Source organism: Planctomycetaceae bacterium (assembly GCA_041398785.1).
Classification (GTDB): Bacteria; Planctomycetota; Planctomycetia; order Planctomycetales; family Planctomycetaceae; genus JAWKUA01.
Genome location: JAWKUA010000001.1, coordinates 174,308 through 192,158 on the forward strand (window position 1 = coordinate 174,308; position 17,851 = coordinate 192,158).

General features: G+C 59.6%; 11 protein-coding genes. 3 read left to right on the forward strand and 8 right to left on the reverse strand.

Going from position 1 to position 17,851, the window contains the following annotated elements:
- The first annotated feature begins 624 nt into the window (after nucleotides 1-624).
- Nucleotides 625-2,259, forward strand: a complete 1,635-nt coding sequence (serA, locus tag R3C19_00745) for a phosphoglycerate dehydrogenase (protein ID MEZ6058869.1) — start codon at nucleotides 625-627, stop codon at nucleotides 2,257-2,259.
- Between the two features lie 241 nt (nucleotides 2,260-2,500).
- Here the strand turns inward: serA and R3C19_00750 are convergent, their stop codons facing one another.
- The 4 genes from R3C19_00750 to R3C19_00765 form a co-directional block, all read right to left on the reverse strand.
- Nucleotides 2,501-3,892, reverse strand: coding sequence for a tRNA modification GTPase (locus tag R3C19_00750; GenBank protein ID MEZ6058870.1), 1,392 nt, complete (start codon nucleotides 3,890-3,892; stop codon nucleotides 2,501-2,503).
- Between the two features lie 60 nt (nucleotides 3,893-3,952).
- Nucleotides 3,953-6,154: a membrane protein insertase YidC gene (yidC, locus tag R3C19_00755; protein ID MEZ6058871.1), complete on the reverse strand. Its 2,202-nt coding sequence runs from the start codon at nucleotides 6,152-6,154 to the stop codon at nucleotides 3,953-3,955.
- Nucleotides 6,155-6,430: 276 nt separating this feature from the next.
- The gene (locus R3C19_00760; protein ID MEZ6058872.1) at nucleotides 6,431-7,177 is read right to left on the reverse strand and encodes a metallophosphoesterase family protein; all 747 of its coding nucleotides are present in this window, start codon (nucleotides 7,175-7,177) and stop codon (nucleotides 6,431-6,433) included.
- Between the two features lie 497 nt (nucleotides 7,178-7,674).
- Entirely contained in the window at nucleotides 7,675-9,723 is a 2,049-nt protein-coding gene (locus tag R3C19_00765) for a hypothetical protein (protein ID MEZ6058873.1), read from the reverse strand.
- A gap of 484 nt (nucleotides 9,724-10,207) precedes the next feature.
- Between R3C19_00765 and R3C19_00770 the strand changes: the two genes are divergently transcribed.
- A complete protein-coding gene (locus tag R3C19_00770; GenBank protein ID MEZ6058874.1) occupies nucleotides 10,208-11,944 on the forward strand; it encodes a serine/threonine-protein kinase in 1,737 nt (578 codons plus the stop codon).
- Nucleotides 11,945-12,128: 184 nt separating this feature from the next.
- Here the strand turns inward: R3C19_00770 and xylA are convergent, their stop codons facing one another.
- From xylA to R3C19_00785, 3 genes are all read right to left on the reverse strand, one after another.
- On the reverse strand, nucleotides 12,129-13,439 hold the full coding sequence (gene xylA, locus R3C19_00775; protein MEZ6058875.1) for a xylose isomerase: 1,311 nt from the start codon (nucleotides 13,437-13,439) through the stop codon (nucleotides 12,129-12,131).
- A 148-nt stretch (nucleotides 13,440-13,587) separates the two neighbouring features.
- A complete protein-coding gene (locus R3C19_00780; GenBank protein MEZ6058876.1) occupies nucleotides 13,588-14,526 on the reverse strand; it encodes a DMT family transporter in 939 nt (312 codons plus the stop codon).
- A gap of 231 nt (nucleotides 14,527-14,757) precedes the next feature.
- Nucleotides 14,758-15,498 carry a lysophospholipid acyltransferase family protein gene (locus R3C19_00785; protein MEZ6058877.1) on the reverse strand — a complete coding sequence of 247 codons (741 nt, stop codon included), beginning with the start codon at nucleotides 15,496-15,498 and terminating at the stop codon, nucleotides 14,758-14,760.
- Between the two features lie 440 nt (nucleotides 15,499-15,938).
- Here R3C19_00785 and R3C19_00790 point away from each other — a divergent pair, with 440 nt between their 5' ends.
- Nucleotides 15,939-16,388: a DUF167 family protein gene (locus R3C19_00790; GenBank protein MEZ6058878.1), complete on the forward strand. Its 450-nt coding sequence runs from the start codon at nucleotides 15,939-15,941 to the stop codon at nucleotides 16,386-16,388.
- Between the two features lie 184 nt (nucleotides 16,389-16,572).
- Here R3C19_00790 and R3C19_00795 read toward each other — a convergent pair whose 3' ends face one another.
- Complete coding sequence (locus R3C19_00795) at nucleotides 16,573-17,622, reverse strand: hypothetical protein (protein MEZ6058879.1); 1,050 nt, start codon at nucleotides 17,620-17,622, stop codon at nucleotides 16,573-16,575.
- Between the last annotated feature and the right edge of the window lie 229 nt (nucleotides 17,623-17,851).

The window sequence follows — 17,851 nt, forward strand, 5'->3', positions numbered from 1 at the left end:
CAACTTTCATCCTGAAGTCCCGGAATCGGCGTGGCAGTGCTTCCGCTTCACCTGATGCAAACTGCCCGCGGCAGGAAGGCACCCATCCGTGCTTGCATACTGACAAGACCGAAGTGCCTGGCCCGACCGAAAGCGGTATGGCTTTCGTGACGCTCAGCTTAAGCGGGGGGACCGCCGTCCGCGTGTCACAAAACGACTATATGACTGATTTTGCGTATGGTCAAACAGCGGTAATCCGCACACGTTTCCCAGACTCACAGATTGCCGCAACTGCCAAACGGCACTTGACTTAGCCACAAATCACGGCTGGCGACCGGTAGGGTTTTCCAGGGAATACGCGCAAGTTTTTCCGGGGAATTTCCCTGCGCCTGAATTCGCTCGCCCCAACTGTCCGGATTGCTGCCGGCAATTCCGTTGTGCCTGATGTGCAGACTGTCACAGTCGTTTCGGCCGGAAACCGTGTGGCCGGCCGCATCGGACCCCGTGAGAACCACGTATGACAATCAGTAATTCCCGTTGTCGGGCATTCGGGCGTCTTGTGTTCGCGTCACACGTTCCGTAGAAACCCCGCTTCTTTCGGACAAGCCCTCTCTTCGCCGGTTTCCGACTTCAGAAAGACTTGCTGTGTTCCGCGTTTTGATCACTGATGGCCTGCATGATGCCGGGATGAGGATTCTGAATGCCGCACGGGGAATTGAACCGGTCGTGATGAGCGACCTGTCCCCGGAACAGGTCCGCGACGAACTGAAAACCGTCGACGGTATCATCATCCGCAGCAAGACCCGACTGAACGCCGACCTGCTGAACGGCCAGAAACGACTGAAAGTGATTGTCCGCGCGGGTGTGGGAGTCGACAACATTGACCTGGATGCCGCCACGAAGGCCGGCATTCTGGTGATGAATACTCCCACCGGAAACACCACCAGCACCGCGGAACACACGATCGCCATGATGCTGGCTCTGTGCCGCAATATCGGAGCCGCCGCGGCCAGCATGAAGGCCGGCAAATGGGACCGGAAGCACTTCCAGGGAACACAGCTTTCCGGCAAGACGCTGGCGATCATCGGTCTGGGCCGCATCGGGCTGGCCGTCGCCAGTCGAGCCAAAGCGCTGGAAATGAAGGTGCTGGGCTACGATCCGTTTCTTTCCGAAGCCAGAGCCGCCGAATTCGGAATTGAACTGTACCGCGACGTCGACGACATCGTCACGAAATGCGATTTTCTGACCGTCCATACTCCCATGACGCCGGAGACCAGGGGCATCATCAACGCGGCACGGCTGGCTGCCATGAAGAAGGGAGCCCGCATTATCAACTGCGCCCGCGGCGGAATCGTCGACGAAAACGACCTGGCCGACGCCATCGAATCCGGTCACATCGCCGGAGCCGCCCTGGATGTCTTCACCAAAGAGCCGCCCGATGACAGACGCCTGATCGACCTGCCGCAGGTGCTCAGCACACCGCATCTGGGAGCATCCACGGACGAGGCTCAGGAACTGGTCGCCGTCGAAGCGGCCGAAATCATTACCGACTACCTGCTGAATAACGAAATCCGTTATGCCATCAATATGGCCCCGGTTTCCGGCGCGGAAATGCAGGATATGCAGCACTTCCTGAACCTCAGCTACCGACTGGGCCTGCTGTCGTCTCAAATGATTCGAGGCCAGTCGCTGAAGTCAGCGGAAATCGAATACCGGGGCGAAGCGGCTGACAAAAAGACGAAACTGATGACATCCGCGTTCGCCACCGGACTTCTGGAATCCGTGCTCGACGAATCCGTGAATATCATCAACGCAGCCTCCGTGGCACATAGCCGCGGAATCAAACTGACGGAATCCGCCAGCGGCGAATGTGAAAACTTCGCCTCGATGATTTCCGTCAGGCTGGTTACCGACCAATCGACGTTTGAGGCCGCGGGAACGCTGTTCGGACATCAGTTTCAGAGACTTGTCAAACTCGGCCCGTACAGCTTCGAAGCGTTTCTGGACGGGCGGCTGATGGTGTACCGGCATCGCGACGTGCCCGGACTGATCGGCTATATCGGTACGATCCTGGGCAAGCACAACGTCAACATTGCCAACATGGCTCTGGGGCGATCCCGGAATGAACCAGGCGGCGATTCCGTGGCCGTACTGAATCTGGACAATGAACCGTCGACTGATGCAATTCAGGAGATCCTGAAGCACAAGGAAGTTCTGGGAGTCGAACTGGTTCACCTGCCCGTCGCCGGCGCCGGCCTGCCGTGGCTAAGCGGTGATTGACGGACGGCTATCCCGGATTCTTCACGCGATCCGAGTTTCCTGACGTAAGGCGTCTGGGAAAACGTGGTCACGTTGAGTCGGCGAAATGCACACTGCACGATGGGACTCCGGTCCCGTCGCTGCAATTCGACGGGATCGGAGTCCCATCGTACAAACGTGTCAATAATCCGGCCTAAGCGGCACGACGCAGCAGCCGATCTTCCGCGTGGCGTTCTGCGATGAACGCATGAAGGACCGATGGTCACTTTCCGATGCAGAAACGGCTGAAGATGTGGTCCAGAATGTCGTCCGTATAAACTTCGCCCAGGATGACGGCCAGTTGATGGAGCGATCCTCGCAGTTCGATTGCGATGATCTCATCGCCGGAACCTGCGTTCGCCGCGGCAAGTGCTGACCTGATGGCAGCGGCTGCTCCGGAAAGGCTCTCGCGGCAGCGCAATGCGGTGCTGGAAAGCAGTTCTGATTTCGGCGATCCATCGTTCAGCAGCGCGTCATCCAGTGCCGCCACCAGGTCGTTAATGCCCGCACCGGTTTTCGCACTCAGATGGACAGCGTGCGAAATACCGTCGACGGTCGCGGCAGCCGCCGATGCCAGGTCGCACCGCGTGCAGACGTCGATCAGTTGCGCTGACAGGCTGGCCGCGTTTTGCCGAGCTTTCTGATCTTGAAGCAAACCGTCGTCCGGAAGGTCCGCCGCGGTACACCACAGAACAATGTCTGATTCGCCAAGCTGAACGGCCCGCTGTCGTTGTGCCTGCCGCATGACCGGATCATCGGTCAGTTCCCAGCCGGCCGTGTCGATCAACTCCACTTCGGACCTTCCCACTACCCACGCGGAGGACAGAAAGTCTCGAGTCGTGCCGGCCACGGGCGACACAATCGCCGACGGTTTTCCCAGAAGGCGATTGAACAGGGTGCTCTTGCCCGCATTCGGCAATCCTGCCAGTACAATTCGACGGCGGTATCCCGCAGGAAGCCGACTTTGAGCGTCGTCAGAAAGCGCCTGCAGCGCCGACGATTCGGATTCCAGGCGAGCAACGACTTGCTGTCGCGTGACGAATTCGATGTCTTCGTCGACAAAGTCCAGTCCGGCTTCCAAATCCCCCAGCAGCGCCACCAGGCTGTCGCGCACGCTGGCGAGTTTTCCTGTCAGCCCGCCGGCCAGTTGCGTCAGCGCCATTTGAAACTGTTCGTGGTCGGCCGCTTCGATCAGTCCCAGGACGGCTTCGGCCTGCACCAGATCGATTCTGCCCGCCAGAAACGCCCGCATCGTGAATTCGCCGCGATGGGCGGCTCGCACATCACTTTCCAGGAGCCGATCAAGCACGGCGTCCAGCAGCGGCGGCGATCCGATCGTGTGGAATTCCGCCATCGGCTGCCCGGTGTAACTTTTCGAAGTCGGCCAGTAGAACAGCGCGGCGGGCAGCGGAATGCCGACTTCAGGAAGAATCAGGTGACCGGGAAACCGACGCGGCAGCCTGGTTTCGGCCCAGGCGAGCGAAGCGTCGTCCGGCGTGAAGACGCGCCGGATGGTATCCGCCACGCGGGGACCACTGATCCGCACGATTCCTCGTTCGGCCGCGCCGGGAGGTGAAGCGATCGCGGCAATGGTGTCGTCGGGATGCAGCGGCATGAAAACGACTTTCGGTTCCAAGCTGTCAGACTTGAAACAATGATCGCTGAACGATGCTGCCTACCGTTTTTTCTTTTTGCCGCGGGTTTCCAGCTTGCGGCTTTTTTCGGCCTGCTTTTGTGCCTGTTCTGCGGCTTCCACAAGCCGCTGCATGAATCCGACCTTCGGGGGCCGAGCAGGTTGTGGATTGCCCGCGCCGTTTCCGGCTTTGCGGTTGCCCGCCTGAACAACGCGTTTTGGCGAATCGTCGCCAGCCAGCGGATCGACATATTCGTCTTCATTCGCCGTGCCGTCCGCGTCCGTCGAAGTCGACGATGACGTGCTGCCCAGCAGTTGGCGTTCGGCGATACCCCACAGGCTCGAAGCGATGAAGTAGATACACAGTCCGGCCGGTACATGCCAGAACATCACGCCGAAGAACAGCGTCATCATGTTCATCATCTTCTGCTGAACTTCCTGCTGCTCATCGGCCGGCGGCGGCATAAACATCTTTTGCTGCATCAGGAACAGCACGACGGTGATGCACGGCAGCAGGTTGAAGTCCTGCCCCAGAAACGGCAGCGAAAACGGCATTCGGAACAGTGAATCCGGTGCCGCCAGATTGTCGATCCACAGAAATCTGGACAACCGCAGATCGACGGCCGTGTTCAGACACGTATAGAGGCCGATGAAGACCGGAAACTGCAGAAACAGCGGCAGACAGCCTCCCAGCGGATTGATCTTATGCTTCCGCCAAAGTTCCATCTGAGCCTTGGCCATTTTTTCCTTGTCGTCGCCGTACTTCAGTTTCAGTTCGTTGATTTTCGGCTGCAGGTCCTTCATCTTCGCGGCGCTGATGGCTTGCTTGCGAGACAGCGGAAACAGGCAGCCTCGCACGATGACCGTCAGGCACACGATGGCCAGAAAGTACGGCAGACCGGCCTTATGCAGGCTGTTCAGCAGCGCGTGCATGCCGCGGGCAATGAAGCCGAACCACGTTCCGTAATCCAGCACGGAATCGGCTTCAAACGGAGGAGCGTCCAGTAGTTCGCGGTACTTCGGACCGACGAACAGCGCGAACCGATGGGTGACCGTGTCCTGCGGAGTTCCGGCCGGCGACAGGGCCACGGGGGTCGACGCCATCCGAAAACTGATATCGGAAAGCTCCTTCCGACGGCGGTCTTCCTGCACCATCATCGGGTATGTCCGATCGATCCACTTTTCGGCAAGCCGCTCTTCCAGCGGTCGCTCGTCGATCGGGCTGACCAGAGCCGCAAAGAACTGGACGTCGACTCCCGCGTATCGAAACACTCCCGTCCACTGATCGTTTTCGCGCAGCATGGGCAGGATCTGAACGTCCGTCAGCAGCTTTCCGGCATCCGATGCCTTGTCGCGGTATTTGGCGTACAGCTTCTGCACGGCTGTCGCCGCCAGCGTTACATCCTTTTTGTCCCCAACGAACTCAACCTTGATGTCCCGATGCTTGCGAGTGTGTTCGGCGTTTTCCAACAGGATGCCGACCGGTCCCTGAAGTTCGTAGGCGATCGACGTCCGGCGATCGGCAAGGTTCTGCACGGCCACGGAGACTTCAATCGTGTAGCCTGCGGATACTTCGTGGAACGCATTCCGCAGGGCTTCCGGTGTCCCGTCGATTCGTGGCAGGTGAAACGTCTTCTGCACGCGCAGGGATCTGTCCGGGGCAACAAATGCGAACGTTGCCGAATCATCTGTCGACGCCACCAGTTCCCAGTCCGCCGTTTCCAGTGACATCTGGAACGGCAGCAACTGGTTGTCGATGGCGTCAACCGCCATTGAAAATGTGCGGTCGGTTGTCGAATTGGTGCCGATGACCGTGACCTGTTCGTCCTGCCGCGTCAGTTCGCGGAACTTGGGATCGGTCAACTGCACGCTTTCGATGACGGCACCTGCGGAACTGAGTTCAACGCGAAGAAAGTACCCGCTGGCGGGATCAAGACTTCCCAGTTGGACGGATGTGTGCGGGTGAATTTCGGGTTCCGGCGATGCGTCAGCGGCGATGGAACCGGGATCCGCCGCTTTGTCAGTATCGGGGGCCTCCGCCGGGGAATCGCCGGTGTCCGAAGCGGCCTGCTGCGGCTGCTCGTCGGTCCCGGCAGCGTTGCCGGCATCATTGGCGTCGACGTTGTTCACATCCGCCGGCACGGGTTTCGGCGGAGGAAAGAACTTCGGCGCAATGAACGTCGTGTACAGCCAGAGAAAGCTGAACGACGTCAGGATGAACAGGAAAAAACGTCGGTTATCCATGAGCAAACCAGGCGGCAGAGACCAGCACGGCGGAGGCGATGCAGCATTCGATTCTTCGTCGGCACAGCCGGATTATTGCCCGCTACGCCCAAAGTGGTCGGTCGCGCAGCATATCGCTCACAACCAGTCGCGCGAATCGATCCTTCCGGGGAACTTCGATTTCCCGGCGTTCAGGACGATTTTCGCCAATCTTCAGCCTGCCCAACCGATTTGGTGCGAAGCTGGGAAACCGTCTCGCCGGTGGCAGTTGGCCGACTTCCGACCTCGCGATCCGGCCTATCGGCCTTCGCGAAGTCGATCGCCCAGAAAGTTGTCCAGATCGGGAATCGCGTAGATCTTTTCGGCAGTGGCATTGAAATCGTATTCGACGCGATGGAACCGCACTTCGTTCCCATCGACAGTCACATACGATGAACGCGGGTCATTGTTACGCGGCTGACCGACGGACCCGACGTTGATCATCACCTTCACTTCATTGAGCTGGTACCGGAAGTCGATTTCTTCCGGGGCCAGGAATTCGAGTCGTTCCGTAAACACGCCGGGAATGTGCGTGTGGCCCTGAAAACAGTATTGCGGCACCAGGGCGAAGATCTTTTCCATCTTCACCTGATTGTAGATGTCGTCCGGAAACACGTACTCATTCAGCGGATTGCGGGCCGAACCGTGGACGTACATGGTGCGTTCGTCGTCGCTCATGTAGCGGCGGTTGAGTTCGCCGAGAAACTCCCAGCGCCGCTCCGCCTGAGCACCCGACGATCCTTCCAGAACGGAACGCGTCCAGAAGATGGCGCGTTCGGCACCAGCGTTAAATCCTTCCGGGTCGAACAGGGCCGCCTGGTCATGATTGCCCAGCAGGCACATGTCCAGGTCCATCACCCGATCGATACACTCGCAGGGATTGGGCCCGTACCCGACGATGTCGCCCAGGCAATAGATCTCCGAAATCTCCTTCGACCGGATATCCGCCAGCACGGCCTCCAGGGCTTCCAGATTGCCGTGAATATCACTAATGAGTGCTTTCAAGTTCACTGTCCTTCCGCAGAACCGCCGACGGCGGTTTTGTCCACGGCAGCCGGAGCTGGTTCAGGAACACCCTTCGCCGCACGCTGAAGCGGGCTGTCGAAGCCGCAGGATCGGTTATCCGGAATGCAAGCCGCTGATTTCAGACTTCGTCGGTTCCCGACCATCAGCACAACATCCGAGTTCGATTTGAAGCGGCCGAAAGCAGATACTCCCAGGAGTCACGTCGCATCCAGGCGAACTGTTAAAATTCGCCGAACCGATTCCCCTGTTTAATCTCAGGAATTGTCCTGATCCTGCAATCCGGCAGGAAGCGGGGGAGTTTAGGAAGCGGTGCAGAACCAGACAAGCGATTCGTGATTACCCGCAGGCACCTCAGGCCGCCGCTGTATCGCCATGAACTGCGACAGCGGCGACTGAGAACCCAGGACTCGCCAGCCACGGCGTTGCCAAAGCCGGGAACTGATACAGCCCGCGTTCCGAAGCCGGCGACTTCAGCACTACTTGCTGACGGCTGTCGTGGTTTCCTCGCCGATCAGCGGTTCTGTAATCGACGCACTCGCGACGCGCACTCGCAGGTTGTGCGTTCCTTCCCGGCGGCAGCGTGTCTGGATCGCAAACACGGCCGACTGCCCTGGTTCCAGAGTCGGGATGGAACGGAACACCAGCACGCCGTTTTCCGCGATGTATTCCGACGGGCCTGCCGCCTGCAGCAGTTCCAGACCGAACGGAAGCTCACAACTGAGTCCCACGCCGTTGGCCGCTCGCGAACCGTCATTTTCGATGCGGACTTCAAACACGGCTTCGTCACCGACAACCGCCTGCTTCGTCCGGGCATCCAGTTTCAGCGACAGTTCGGCAACACCTTCGACGGTCGTGGAATGTTCGGCCACGGTGACTTTTCCATGGTCGGACACGACACCGGCCTGGTGGACGGCGGCACCGGCAGTCGTCGGCCGCAGTGTCACAATCAGACTGCTGCTGGATCCCGACTTCAGCGTTCCCACAAACCAGTCCACCGTTCGCTCCTGTTCCATGAACTTGCCGCCGCGATCGGCGCTGATGAATTCATAGCCTTCGGGAACGCGGTACTTGGCTCGCACATTGTTCGAAGCCACGTTGCCATCGTTCACGACAACCACTTCGTAGTCCGTCTGCTGTCCGACAACCCGCTGTTCCGGCCCGTGGACCGCAATACTGAGCTGCGGTTCAACGACCGTGATGTTCGTCGTTGTCTGGTCGGTGAGTTCTCCGTCGGCCGTTGCACGAACCGCCAGGTTTTGAGGTCCGCCCTGAACCGCGGCAACGCTGAGTTTCGCCTGCCGCGATTCACCGGGATTCAGAGTGCCGACTTCAATGGTCAGCAGACTTCCGCGGCGGTGTTCGAGTCCTTCCGGAATCGCCGCCTGAATGGTCACATTGCGAGCGACGCCGGTACCGGGATTGGTCACTGACACGACATAGCTGCCCTGCTGCCCGACTTCCACCTGCGCCGGTCCGTCGACGCTAAGCTGCAACATCGGCTCCTTCACGGTGAACACCGACGCTGCAAAACCCGTGAAGCGGACAAACGCATTCAACTGCATTCCGCCGCGACCCAGCGGAACGACGGTCAGTTCCACTCGCCGGGAGTCTCCGGCTGCGAGTTCTTCAAACGTCCACAGCGCTGACCCCGCGGTTGAATTCGGATCGGGGGAAGCGGCGATGACCTGCAGCCCGTCAGGAATCACGGCTTCCGCAATCACATGACGAACCGGGCTGTCGCTGCTGTTTCGGATGATCAGGTCGCACTTGCACTCCTGTCCGACGTTGAAGTCCCCGTGCTGCACCCACTGCAGCGTTACTGACGGACTCTGCGGACCGGTGTCCTGTGAACCGACGCCGTCGGCGTACGCTCGACTTGGCGATTCCGATCGAACCACCGTTTCCCGCAGGGCAGGCGCCGCGACAGGCGCCGGACCCGGCGCCGGTGAAGCGGCTGTCTGCGGCGGCGCGGCGGCTGATTGTTCCTTCAGAAACTCGGCAAACGGATTCGTGTCGTCAAAGTCTGTTGCTTCAGCGGCGATGAGTTCAATGTTTTCGGTTTGGTTTTCGGAATCGATGACAGCGGCTGCCTGAACAACGCCTTCCGCCGGGGAATTCTGTGATGCCGCACTGGAAGGATGCACCTGAAACGAAGCCGGCCATGCCGTATCGCTCGCGGCGGCTGGCGCGGTTCCGGCAGCGGGAGCCTTCGAAGCAATCTGCGGCGATGCCTTCGGCGCAGCGGCAGGCGTGCCCGGGGAAATCTGTTTCAGAGGACGCCGCGGAGGTGTCTTGACCGCTTCACCTGGTTCCTTAACCGAAGTTGCTGTCGGTGAGAAATACTCCAGCGACGCTCCACCGGCGGATGGCTGTGCGGCCGCGGAGGCTTCTGTGATTCCCGTCTGGTTCTTCAGACTATCCCATTCCGCAAACGGATTGACTTCATCCGACGCCGCGACCAGGCCAGGCAGCGACAGCAGGCACAGAACTCCCAGCGTGCGGCGTGTGCGAAAGCGACTCAGCATTCCGGATTCCTCCAGGAACCGCGCCGGACGATCGCCGGGCGGTTTCGAATATTCGTGTGGCGTTTTTCTGTCAGCAAATTCCGCCGATGTCCGCCGACGCGCGATCAAAGAGCCGGCGTCGAAACACGGAAGAGACGTTCATCTCTTCGTATCGGTTGCAGCGACCGTACGGATTAGTGAAGTTCCGGAGAATTGGGAAACTTTGCCGGTTGTGCCGGTTGGTCGGACCCGTGGCAACGTCCGCTCACGCCACCGGACAACGGCACAATGATCGCGGTGGAAGACGCGATTTCCGTTCTTTGGCCGAGCCGGCATTCCTCGTCGGATGCGGCTCATCGGACAATTCGCAGTTTCAATACTGAGTCCTACAATGCCGCCCGGACGCCGGCAGCGAACCGGGCACGATCAGCCGGCTGAGCCCTTTGCACGGCGTCACCTCGCGCCAGGCCGGAGAACGACGGGTCAGCGCGAAAGCTTCTGATTCATGACGAACGATCCCAAAACGCAGGATGACGACCGGGAAGCACGCCTGGCCGCGGTGCTCGACCGCCTGCTGACGGAATCCGGACGTCGTCCGTCAGCGGAGTTGCTGAAATCCGCGGTTCGCGAACATCCCGATTTGGAAGTCGAGCTGCGTGAACTTTTCGCCACCGCGATGATTGCCGACGACGTGGCGTTGTTCCAGTCCACGATCATTGGCCCGCTGACCGATGACCAGCCCCGTCGCGGTCAGCGGCTGACCAGCAGTCACGGTTCAGCCGTCGGCACGTATATCGCCGACTATGAACTGCTGGAAGAAATCGGTCGAGGCGGCATGGGGGTCGTCTACCGAGCCCGGCAGGAAAGCCTGGACCGCACCGTCGCGCTGAAGATGATTCCAAACGCGGCCTTCGCGGCGTCGCAGGATCTGGCTCGGCTGCGGGCCGAAGCGCTGGCGGCGGCTCGCCTGCATCATCCCAACATCGTTCCCATTTACGAAGTCGGCGAACACAACGGCCAGCCCTGGTTCAGCATGCAGCTTCTGGAAGGCCAGACACTTTCCGAAAGGCTGATGCAGGGACCGCTGGCCGCGGAGGAAGCCGTGCGGCTGCTGATTCCCGTTGTGGAAGCCATCGGCGCGGCTCACCGCGCGGGCGTGCTGCATCGCGATCTGAAGCCGTCGAACATTCTGATTACTCACGACGGTACTCCCTTCGTCACCGACTTCGGGCTGGCCAAGCGAGTCCCCGCGACGGAAGAACCGGTTGCAGCGTGCAGCAGTTCCCAGGACGGGCTGACTCAAAGCGGTGCTATTTTGGGAACCCCCGCCTGGATGTCACCGGAACAAGCGGCCGGACAGACCGAATCCATCGACGTGACTTCCGACATCTACAGTCTGGGTACGATTCTGTATGCGATGCTGACCGGCCGGCCTCCGTTTCAGGCGTCGTCGTCGTTCGACACGCTGCTGATGGTGATGGAACAGGATCCTCCGGCGATGCGGGTTCTGAATCCCGGCATCGATTCGGATCTGGAAATGATCGTGCTGAAATGTCTGCAGAAGCCTCAGGACCTGCGCTATTCGTCAACCGCCGCGCTGGCCGGTGACCTGAAGGCCTGGCTGAACAAGGAGCCGATCAGCGCACGCACATCAACGATTGCCAATGTTGTCGCCCGCTTGTTTCGCGAATCGCATCACGCCGCCGTGCTGCAGAACTGGGGAGTGCTGTGGATGTGGCACAGCCTGGTCCTGCTGATTCTGTGCCTGACAACCAACGCCATGCAGTTGGGCGGAGTCAGCGAACGCTGGCCGTTTGTCGGCCTGTGGGTTGTCGGGCTGGGATTGTGGGCGGCAATCTTCTGGAACCTGCGACATCGCGCCGGACCGATCACGGCCGTGGAACGCCACATCGCTCACGTCTGGGCGGGAAGCATGGCGGCTTCATCAACGCTGTTTGCCGTCGAATGGATCATGAACCGTCCGGCACTGGAATTCTCACCGGTGCTGGGAACGATCGCCGGAATTGTGTTCCTGGTGAAGGCGGGAACTCTTTCCGGAAGATTCTACGTCCAGGCGGTTGCGCTGTTTGCGACGTCGCTGGTCATGGCGGCGATACAGGTGGCTTCGACTCGCTATTCCGGGCTGCCGAACGTCAGCATTTCACTGTTCGGCCTCGTCACGGCCGCCGCCTTCTTTTTCCCCGGATTGAAATACTACCGGCAGCAGCGACACCGCGGGTAGTACGTCTTCCAACAAGGCGTTTCGCGCTGCGTCCGGAATCGGCTGAAGGACGCTGTTGGAACAAACGATGTTCGATCGCGACAGGACGTCACAAGTCGGTTTCCGACGGCTGCGCCGCACAACTTCTGCGAAGATGTGCTACCCGGAGCGATCGACGTTTTGGGTGACGCTCCCGAGCGCGGCGTTATAGGTACTGGTTCACGATATTTTCCAGCATCTCCTGGCGGCCGCTGGGACTTGCGTCGGCTTCGCCCTTCTGAAGCATGTACGTTTCCAGTTCCTCAAACGTCGCCTGACCCTGTTCGATGCGCTGGCCGATACCGGTGTCGTAGCTTTCATATCGCTTCGCGACGAAATCCGTCAGTACCTTGTCCGCGCGAATGGCGGCAGCGATTTTCAATCCGCGAGCAAACGCGTCCATTCCGCCGATGTGAGCATGGAACAAGTCAATCGGGTCCGTACTTTCGCGCCGCACTTTGGCGTCAAAGTTTGTGCCGCCGGGAGCCAGGCCGCCCTGTTTCAGAATCACCAGCATCACCTGTGTCGTCAGGTAAATGTCGGTGGGAAACTGGTCGGTGTCCCAGCCCAGCAACAGGTCGCCGGTATTGGCGTCGATGCTGCCGAGCGATCCCTGAATCGACGCGTACTCCAGTTCGTGCATCATCGAGTGGCCGGCCAGAGTCGCGTGATTCGTTTCAATGTTCAGTTTAACAACGTCCTCCAGACCGTATTGCCGAATGAAGTTCAGGCACGCCGCCGCATCAAAATCGTATTGGTGCTTTGTGGGTTCCTTGGGCTTTGGTTCGAACAGAAACTGGCCCGTGAATCCGATGGACTTCGCGTGGTTGTGAGCCATATGCATGAACCGGGCCAGGTGATCCAGTTCCCGCTTCATGTCAGTGTTGTACAGATTCATATAGCCTTCTCGCCCGCCCCAGAAGACATAGTTTTCGCCGCCGAGTTCGTGAGTAACTTCGATCGCCTTTTTGACCTGCGCGGCCGCAAAGGCAAACACGTCGGCATTGGGACTCGTCGCGGCACCGTGCAGAAACCGAGGGTGCGAAAACAGGTTCGCGGTGCCCCACAGAAGCTTGACTCCGGTGGCCTGCTGAGCCTCCTTCAGTTTCGCCGCCACTTTGTCGAACTTTGCATTGGTCTCCTTCAGCGAAGAGCCTTCCGGTGAGACATCGCGGTCGTGGAAGCAATAGTACGGAGCACCCAGTTTGGTGATGAACTCAAACGCCACGTCAACGCGTTTCAGGGCATTGTCCAGCGAATCGCTGCCGTCGTCCCATGGGCGATTCAAAGTGGGAGCGCCAAACGGATCGACGCCCGTGCCGCGAAACGTGTGCCAGTAACAGACGCTGAACCGCAGCCAGTCGGCCATCGAGCGGCCTTCGACCATTTCATCCGGGTTGTAATGGTGAAACGCCAGTGGATTCCGTGAGGCGGGGCCCTCGAACTGAATCTTCTGAATCTCAGGGAAATAGCTCATCAAACTGTTTCTTTCCGGGCTTCAGCCGTGAGCGGCTGTGAGGTGTTTCGGCTGCGGATTGTTCGATGCGGGATGCCGCTTTCGATCGGGCGGACAGTCTAGCGAGCCCCTGTTCGGCAGGGAATCAAGCCGCGCGGACCGTGTTGCGTCAGTCGGGACTTCGTCGAATTCTGCCGCGCCGCATGATCAACAGACCGCCGATAATCAGAGTGCCGCCGACAAGCTGGCGCATCGTCACCGGTTCGCCTCGCACCAGCCAGGCACTGGTCATGGCAATCACCGGTACCAGATTCTGGAAGACGGCCGCGTGAGCCGCGCCGGCATGACTGACTCCGTAGTTCCACATGGCCAGAGCGAATCCCGTGGAGAAGATTCCGGACCACGCAATCGCCACCCAGACTTCCGGAAGATTCAGCTTTGCGACACTGTCACCCAGACGGGGAGCCGCGATCGCCACATGGAACGGAAGCATCGTCAGCGAAGCAAAGGCCGACAATTGCAGCGGAGAAAGCTGCTTCAGCACGGGGCGACTGGCCACCGTTCCGCCCGCCCAGGACAGGGCCGCGCAAAGCATGAACACGTTGCCGTACAGGGACCTCTCATCGCTGGAGAAACCGCCGTTCTGAATGGTCACCACCAGCGTTCCGACAAATGCGATCACCAAACCAGCCCACGCCACGCGCGCCAGTCGTTCGTTCAGAAAGATTCGAGCCATCAGCGCGGTCCACATTGGAACCGTTGCAATGATCAGAGCAACGTTGCCGGAGGCGGCTCTGGCGATTCCCAGCAGGAACGTCAGTTGATAAATCCCGGACGCCAGGACCGAGTATCTCAGCATGGCGGCGTACGAAACGCCGGGCCACGACGGAAGGATCGCGCCGCGTTCGTGCCAGGCCAGCAGGTTTAGCACAACAACCGACACCGCCAGACGGATGGCATTCAGCGAATACCAGTCCATCCGATCAAGCCCGAGCTTGAACACGGGGATGTTGATGCCCCAGATCAGCACGACGCCCAAGAGCGATACGTCAGGCCAGAAGGAACCGACAGCCGATTCCTGTGCAGATTCGTGGGACACGGCGGGCATGGCAGAAACGCAATTCGCGCAGGTCGGTCAGTCAGAGACAGATGCCGACAGCGAATTGCCAACGGCCGGACAACGGGAATGCCCGTTGTACCAATTCGACCGCGACACTGCAGCCGTCTCCCGAAGTCGCCAGGACAGAAATCGCACAGCGTTCGTTGTGCCGTGCGTCTGAGAGGATGCCCCGCTGGCCACCAGCGCCGCCGAAGTCGAAACAAGCCGGCTTGAGGCGTCTTACGCGACCCGTCGCATGGGAATCACGTCCGCCACGGGCCACTCACCAGTCCGGCCAATCAACTCGGCGACCGATTCGTCGCCGGCGATCAATCGGTCGCCAATGGCATCCAGACGGTCCATTTCCTGCTGAATCTGTGACGCAATTTTGGCGATCTGTTCCCGACTGAGATCCTCCGGCAATTCCATCGGCCGACCAGCGATCAGCAGAGCCTTTGAAAACGGCTTCGGCAACATCATGTCCGACCATCCGCCGGGAACCGACCAGGCTCTCGTCGCCTTCAGCGAAGTGGGGACGATGGGCCGGCCGGTGCGCGACGAGAGGTAGACAATTCCGTCCTTCATCACGCGGCGCGGACCGCGGGGACCGTCGGGAGTGATACAAACGTGCAACTCGGGACGGTCAATAAGCTGCCTTGTGGCCTGGGCTCCACCTCGGCTGGCGGAGCCTCGCACGGGAGTAATTCCGGACAGTTGAGCAGCGTGGGCCAGATACGTTCCATCCTGATGGCGACTGATCAGTCCGGAAAGAAAGTACGTCTTCAGGCCAAACACTGCCGTGACGATTGCATCATGCCACAAACAGAAGCAGTACCGACGTGATCCGGCGGGCCGGCGATAGGGAGTCGCGTCGTCCACAACTGTGCGGTGATCGATTCGAACGGTCAAAAACAACGCTCGAAGCGCCCACGTACCAAGTCGAGCAATGATCCAGTTGGCAATACTGTTGCGAATCTTCATGGTGGCATCCCTGCCCTGAAATCCGTTACGGACGGACGCGTCGCGGCTCGCACATCGTAGTGAAACTTCCGACGATCCGGGAATCTCAACATCCGCCTGTTGCAGGATGCTGCGTCTGATCGCCGTCGCCTGCCGCAGAATGCAACACCGTCCGTATGCGGACTCAGCCACTGCACCGATGACTGCGGAGGACAAGCCGAACCGATTGTGGGAATTCCACGGTTTCGCGGACTCCGTCTTGCAAGCGTTGGATGAATTTTGCAAAAATGCGGTCAGTTCCGAAAAATGGCGCGAACCATGCAAAGGGACAGGGCCAGATTGCCTGATACGCCGAATTCGGCCGTTGTGGCAAGTTCGGACTTTTATTGGCTGGCACCGTGGGGTGGGCCAAATTCTTCCGTTCGGTGAATCCGAACGCTGCTCGCATCATTCATACGGAGATGAAAAGCGTTCTCCTGAGTTCTCGTTACTTTCCGCGAGCATGTTTTCTGAAAGGCTTCGTCTGGTGTTATCCGGGCGAAGCCTTTTGCGTTTCGCACCGTGGTTGCGTCTCCTGCGGTAAGGGGGACTGGAAGCTGGCAGGACATTTCCGCTGGATTGGTTCCGAACTGCAGGTGCAGGTGCGGATTTCGCCGCGCGCGTCCCGTGACCAGGTCAATGGCCGGATGGGAGATCGGCTGAAAGTCGCGATCACAGCACCTCCCGTCGACGGCAAAGCAAACGCCCACCTGATCGCATTCGTCGCAAAGCAGTTCCGAGTCGCCAAGTCGCAGGTGCAGATCGTTCACGGGCAGACGAGCCGAGATAAGACGATCAGCGTTCAGGACCCCGTCGAACTTCCGGAATCGTTTGAAGTCCGGCGCGCGGAAGATAAGAACCCGCCGGAATGAAGTCTGCCCGTGCTGTCACCTTCCGCACAGATTGCCACGGCGCGCGAACTCGGACGCAGGAAGCACACACCCGGTGGACGAGTTGCCGGCGATCAGCAACCGAAAGCAGCACAGGCATTTGTACCTGTGCTGCGGTTCCGGGAATCATGGACAGAGACGCCGTGTCGCTTGCTGCGTGCGGGTGCTATTTTGCAGCCGCAGCCAGTTCTTCGGCCTTCTTCTTCAGCTCGGCGGCCTTAGCCACGGTTTCATCCGACTTCTTTTTCGTCGCGTCGATGGCGGCCTGAGCTTCGGTGGATTTCTTCGCAGCTTCTTCGGCGGCCTTGACGGCCGCTTCCGCCGCCTTCTTCGCTTCTTCGACTGAGGCGCGTGCGGCTTCGGCGGCTTTCTGAGCGGCGGCGTGTGCTTCGTTCGTCAGCTTTGTGATTTCCTCCGATGCCTTCGGATTGTCCTTCAGCGCGGCGACAGCCTTTGCAGCTTCCGCGACGGACGCGTCCGCTGCGGCGGCGATTTCTTCGGCCTTCGTCACGGACTCGCCTGCGGCTGTCGATGCTTTCGCCGCTTCTTCCGACGCGGTGATCGCTGCGGCGGCGGCTTTGATGTCGGACTCAACCTTCTGGGCCAGTTCCTCGACTTCCTTCGCGGCATCTTCGGCGGCTCGCTGCGTTTCCAGCAGTTCCTTTGCTCTGTCCTTTTTGAAGTCCGGCACAATTTCCAGAGATGTCAGCACGGCCTTCAATGGCTCTTCGCCAGCTTCCGACACGGCTGTCTGCCAGACAAACAGCTTCTTCAGGTTCTTCAGCCCCTCCAGTTGCTTCATCCCGGAGTCGGTGACTTTGGTGCCGTACAGGTTCAGGTATTCCAGATTCTCAAGCCCCTGCAGGTGCGCCAGCCCGGCGTCGGTGATTCCGGTTGTTTCAAGATGAAGTCTGTGCAGTTCCTTCATTCCGGCCAGATGCTGCAGTCCCGCGTCAGTGATTTTTGTTCCGCGCAGGTTCAGCGAGTAGACGTTTGCCGCATCCTTCAGCAGCGCCAGTGTGTCGTCGGTGACGTCCTTGTCCGAAAGGTGGAACGCTACGGACAGCCGGGCATCGTTCATGGCCAGCTGCATTGCCTGACCTCCGGCCGACTGGACGGCTTCAATCAGCTTCTGGTCCGCTTCGGACGGCTTTTCCTGTCCGGCAGCCAGGGATGCGGCGAATACAATGCAGAAAAACGGGACGAGGGTCTTCACGATCAGAATCTCCTGCGGAGGGCAGCGGGAGGCGGGAAATCATTCAGGCTTTGAGATTAGGCAGATTTGCGTCCGGGTTCAATCATTTCGTCGCGCCGGAATGTTTTTCGACGGACAGTGGATCCAAAATGGCCGGGATTTCAGTGGCCGCGGACTCCTGCCGACGGACGAATTTGAACCTCCTGAGTGTGAGATTGTGGCGGGAAACGAGCCGCCTCGCGGAAACACG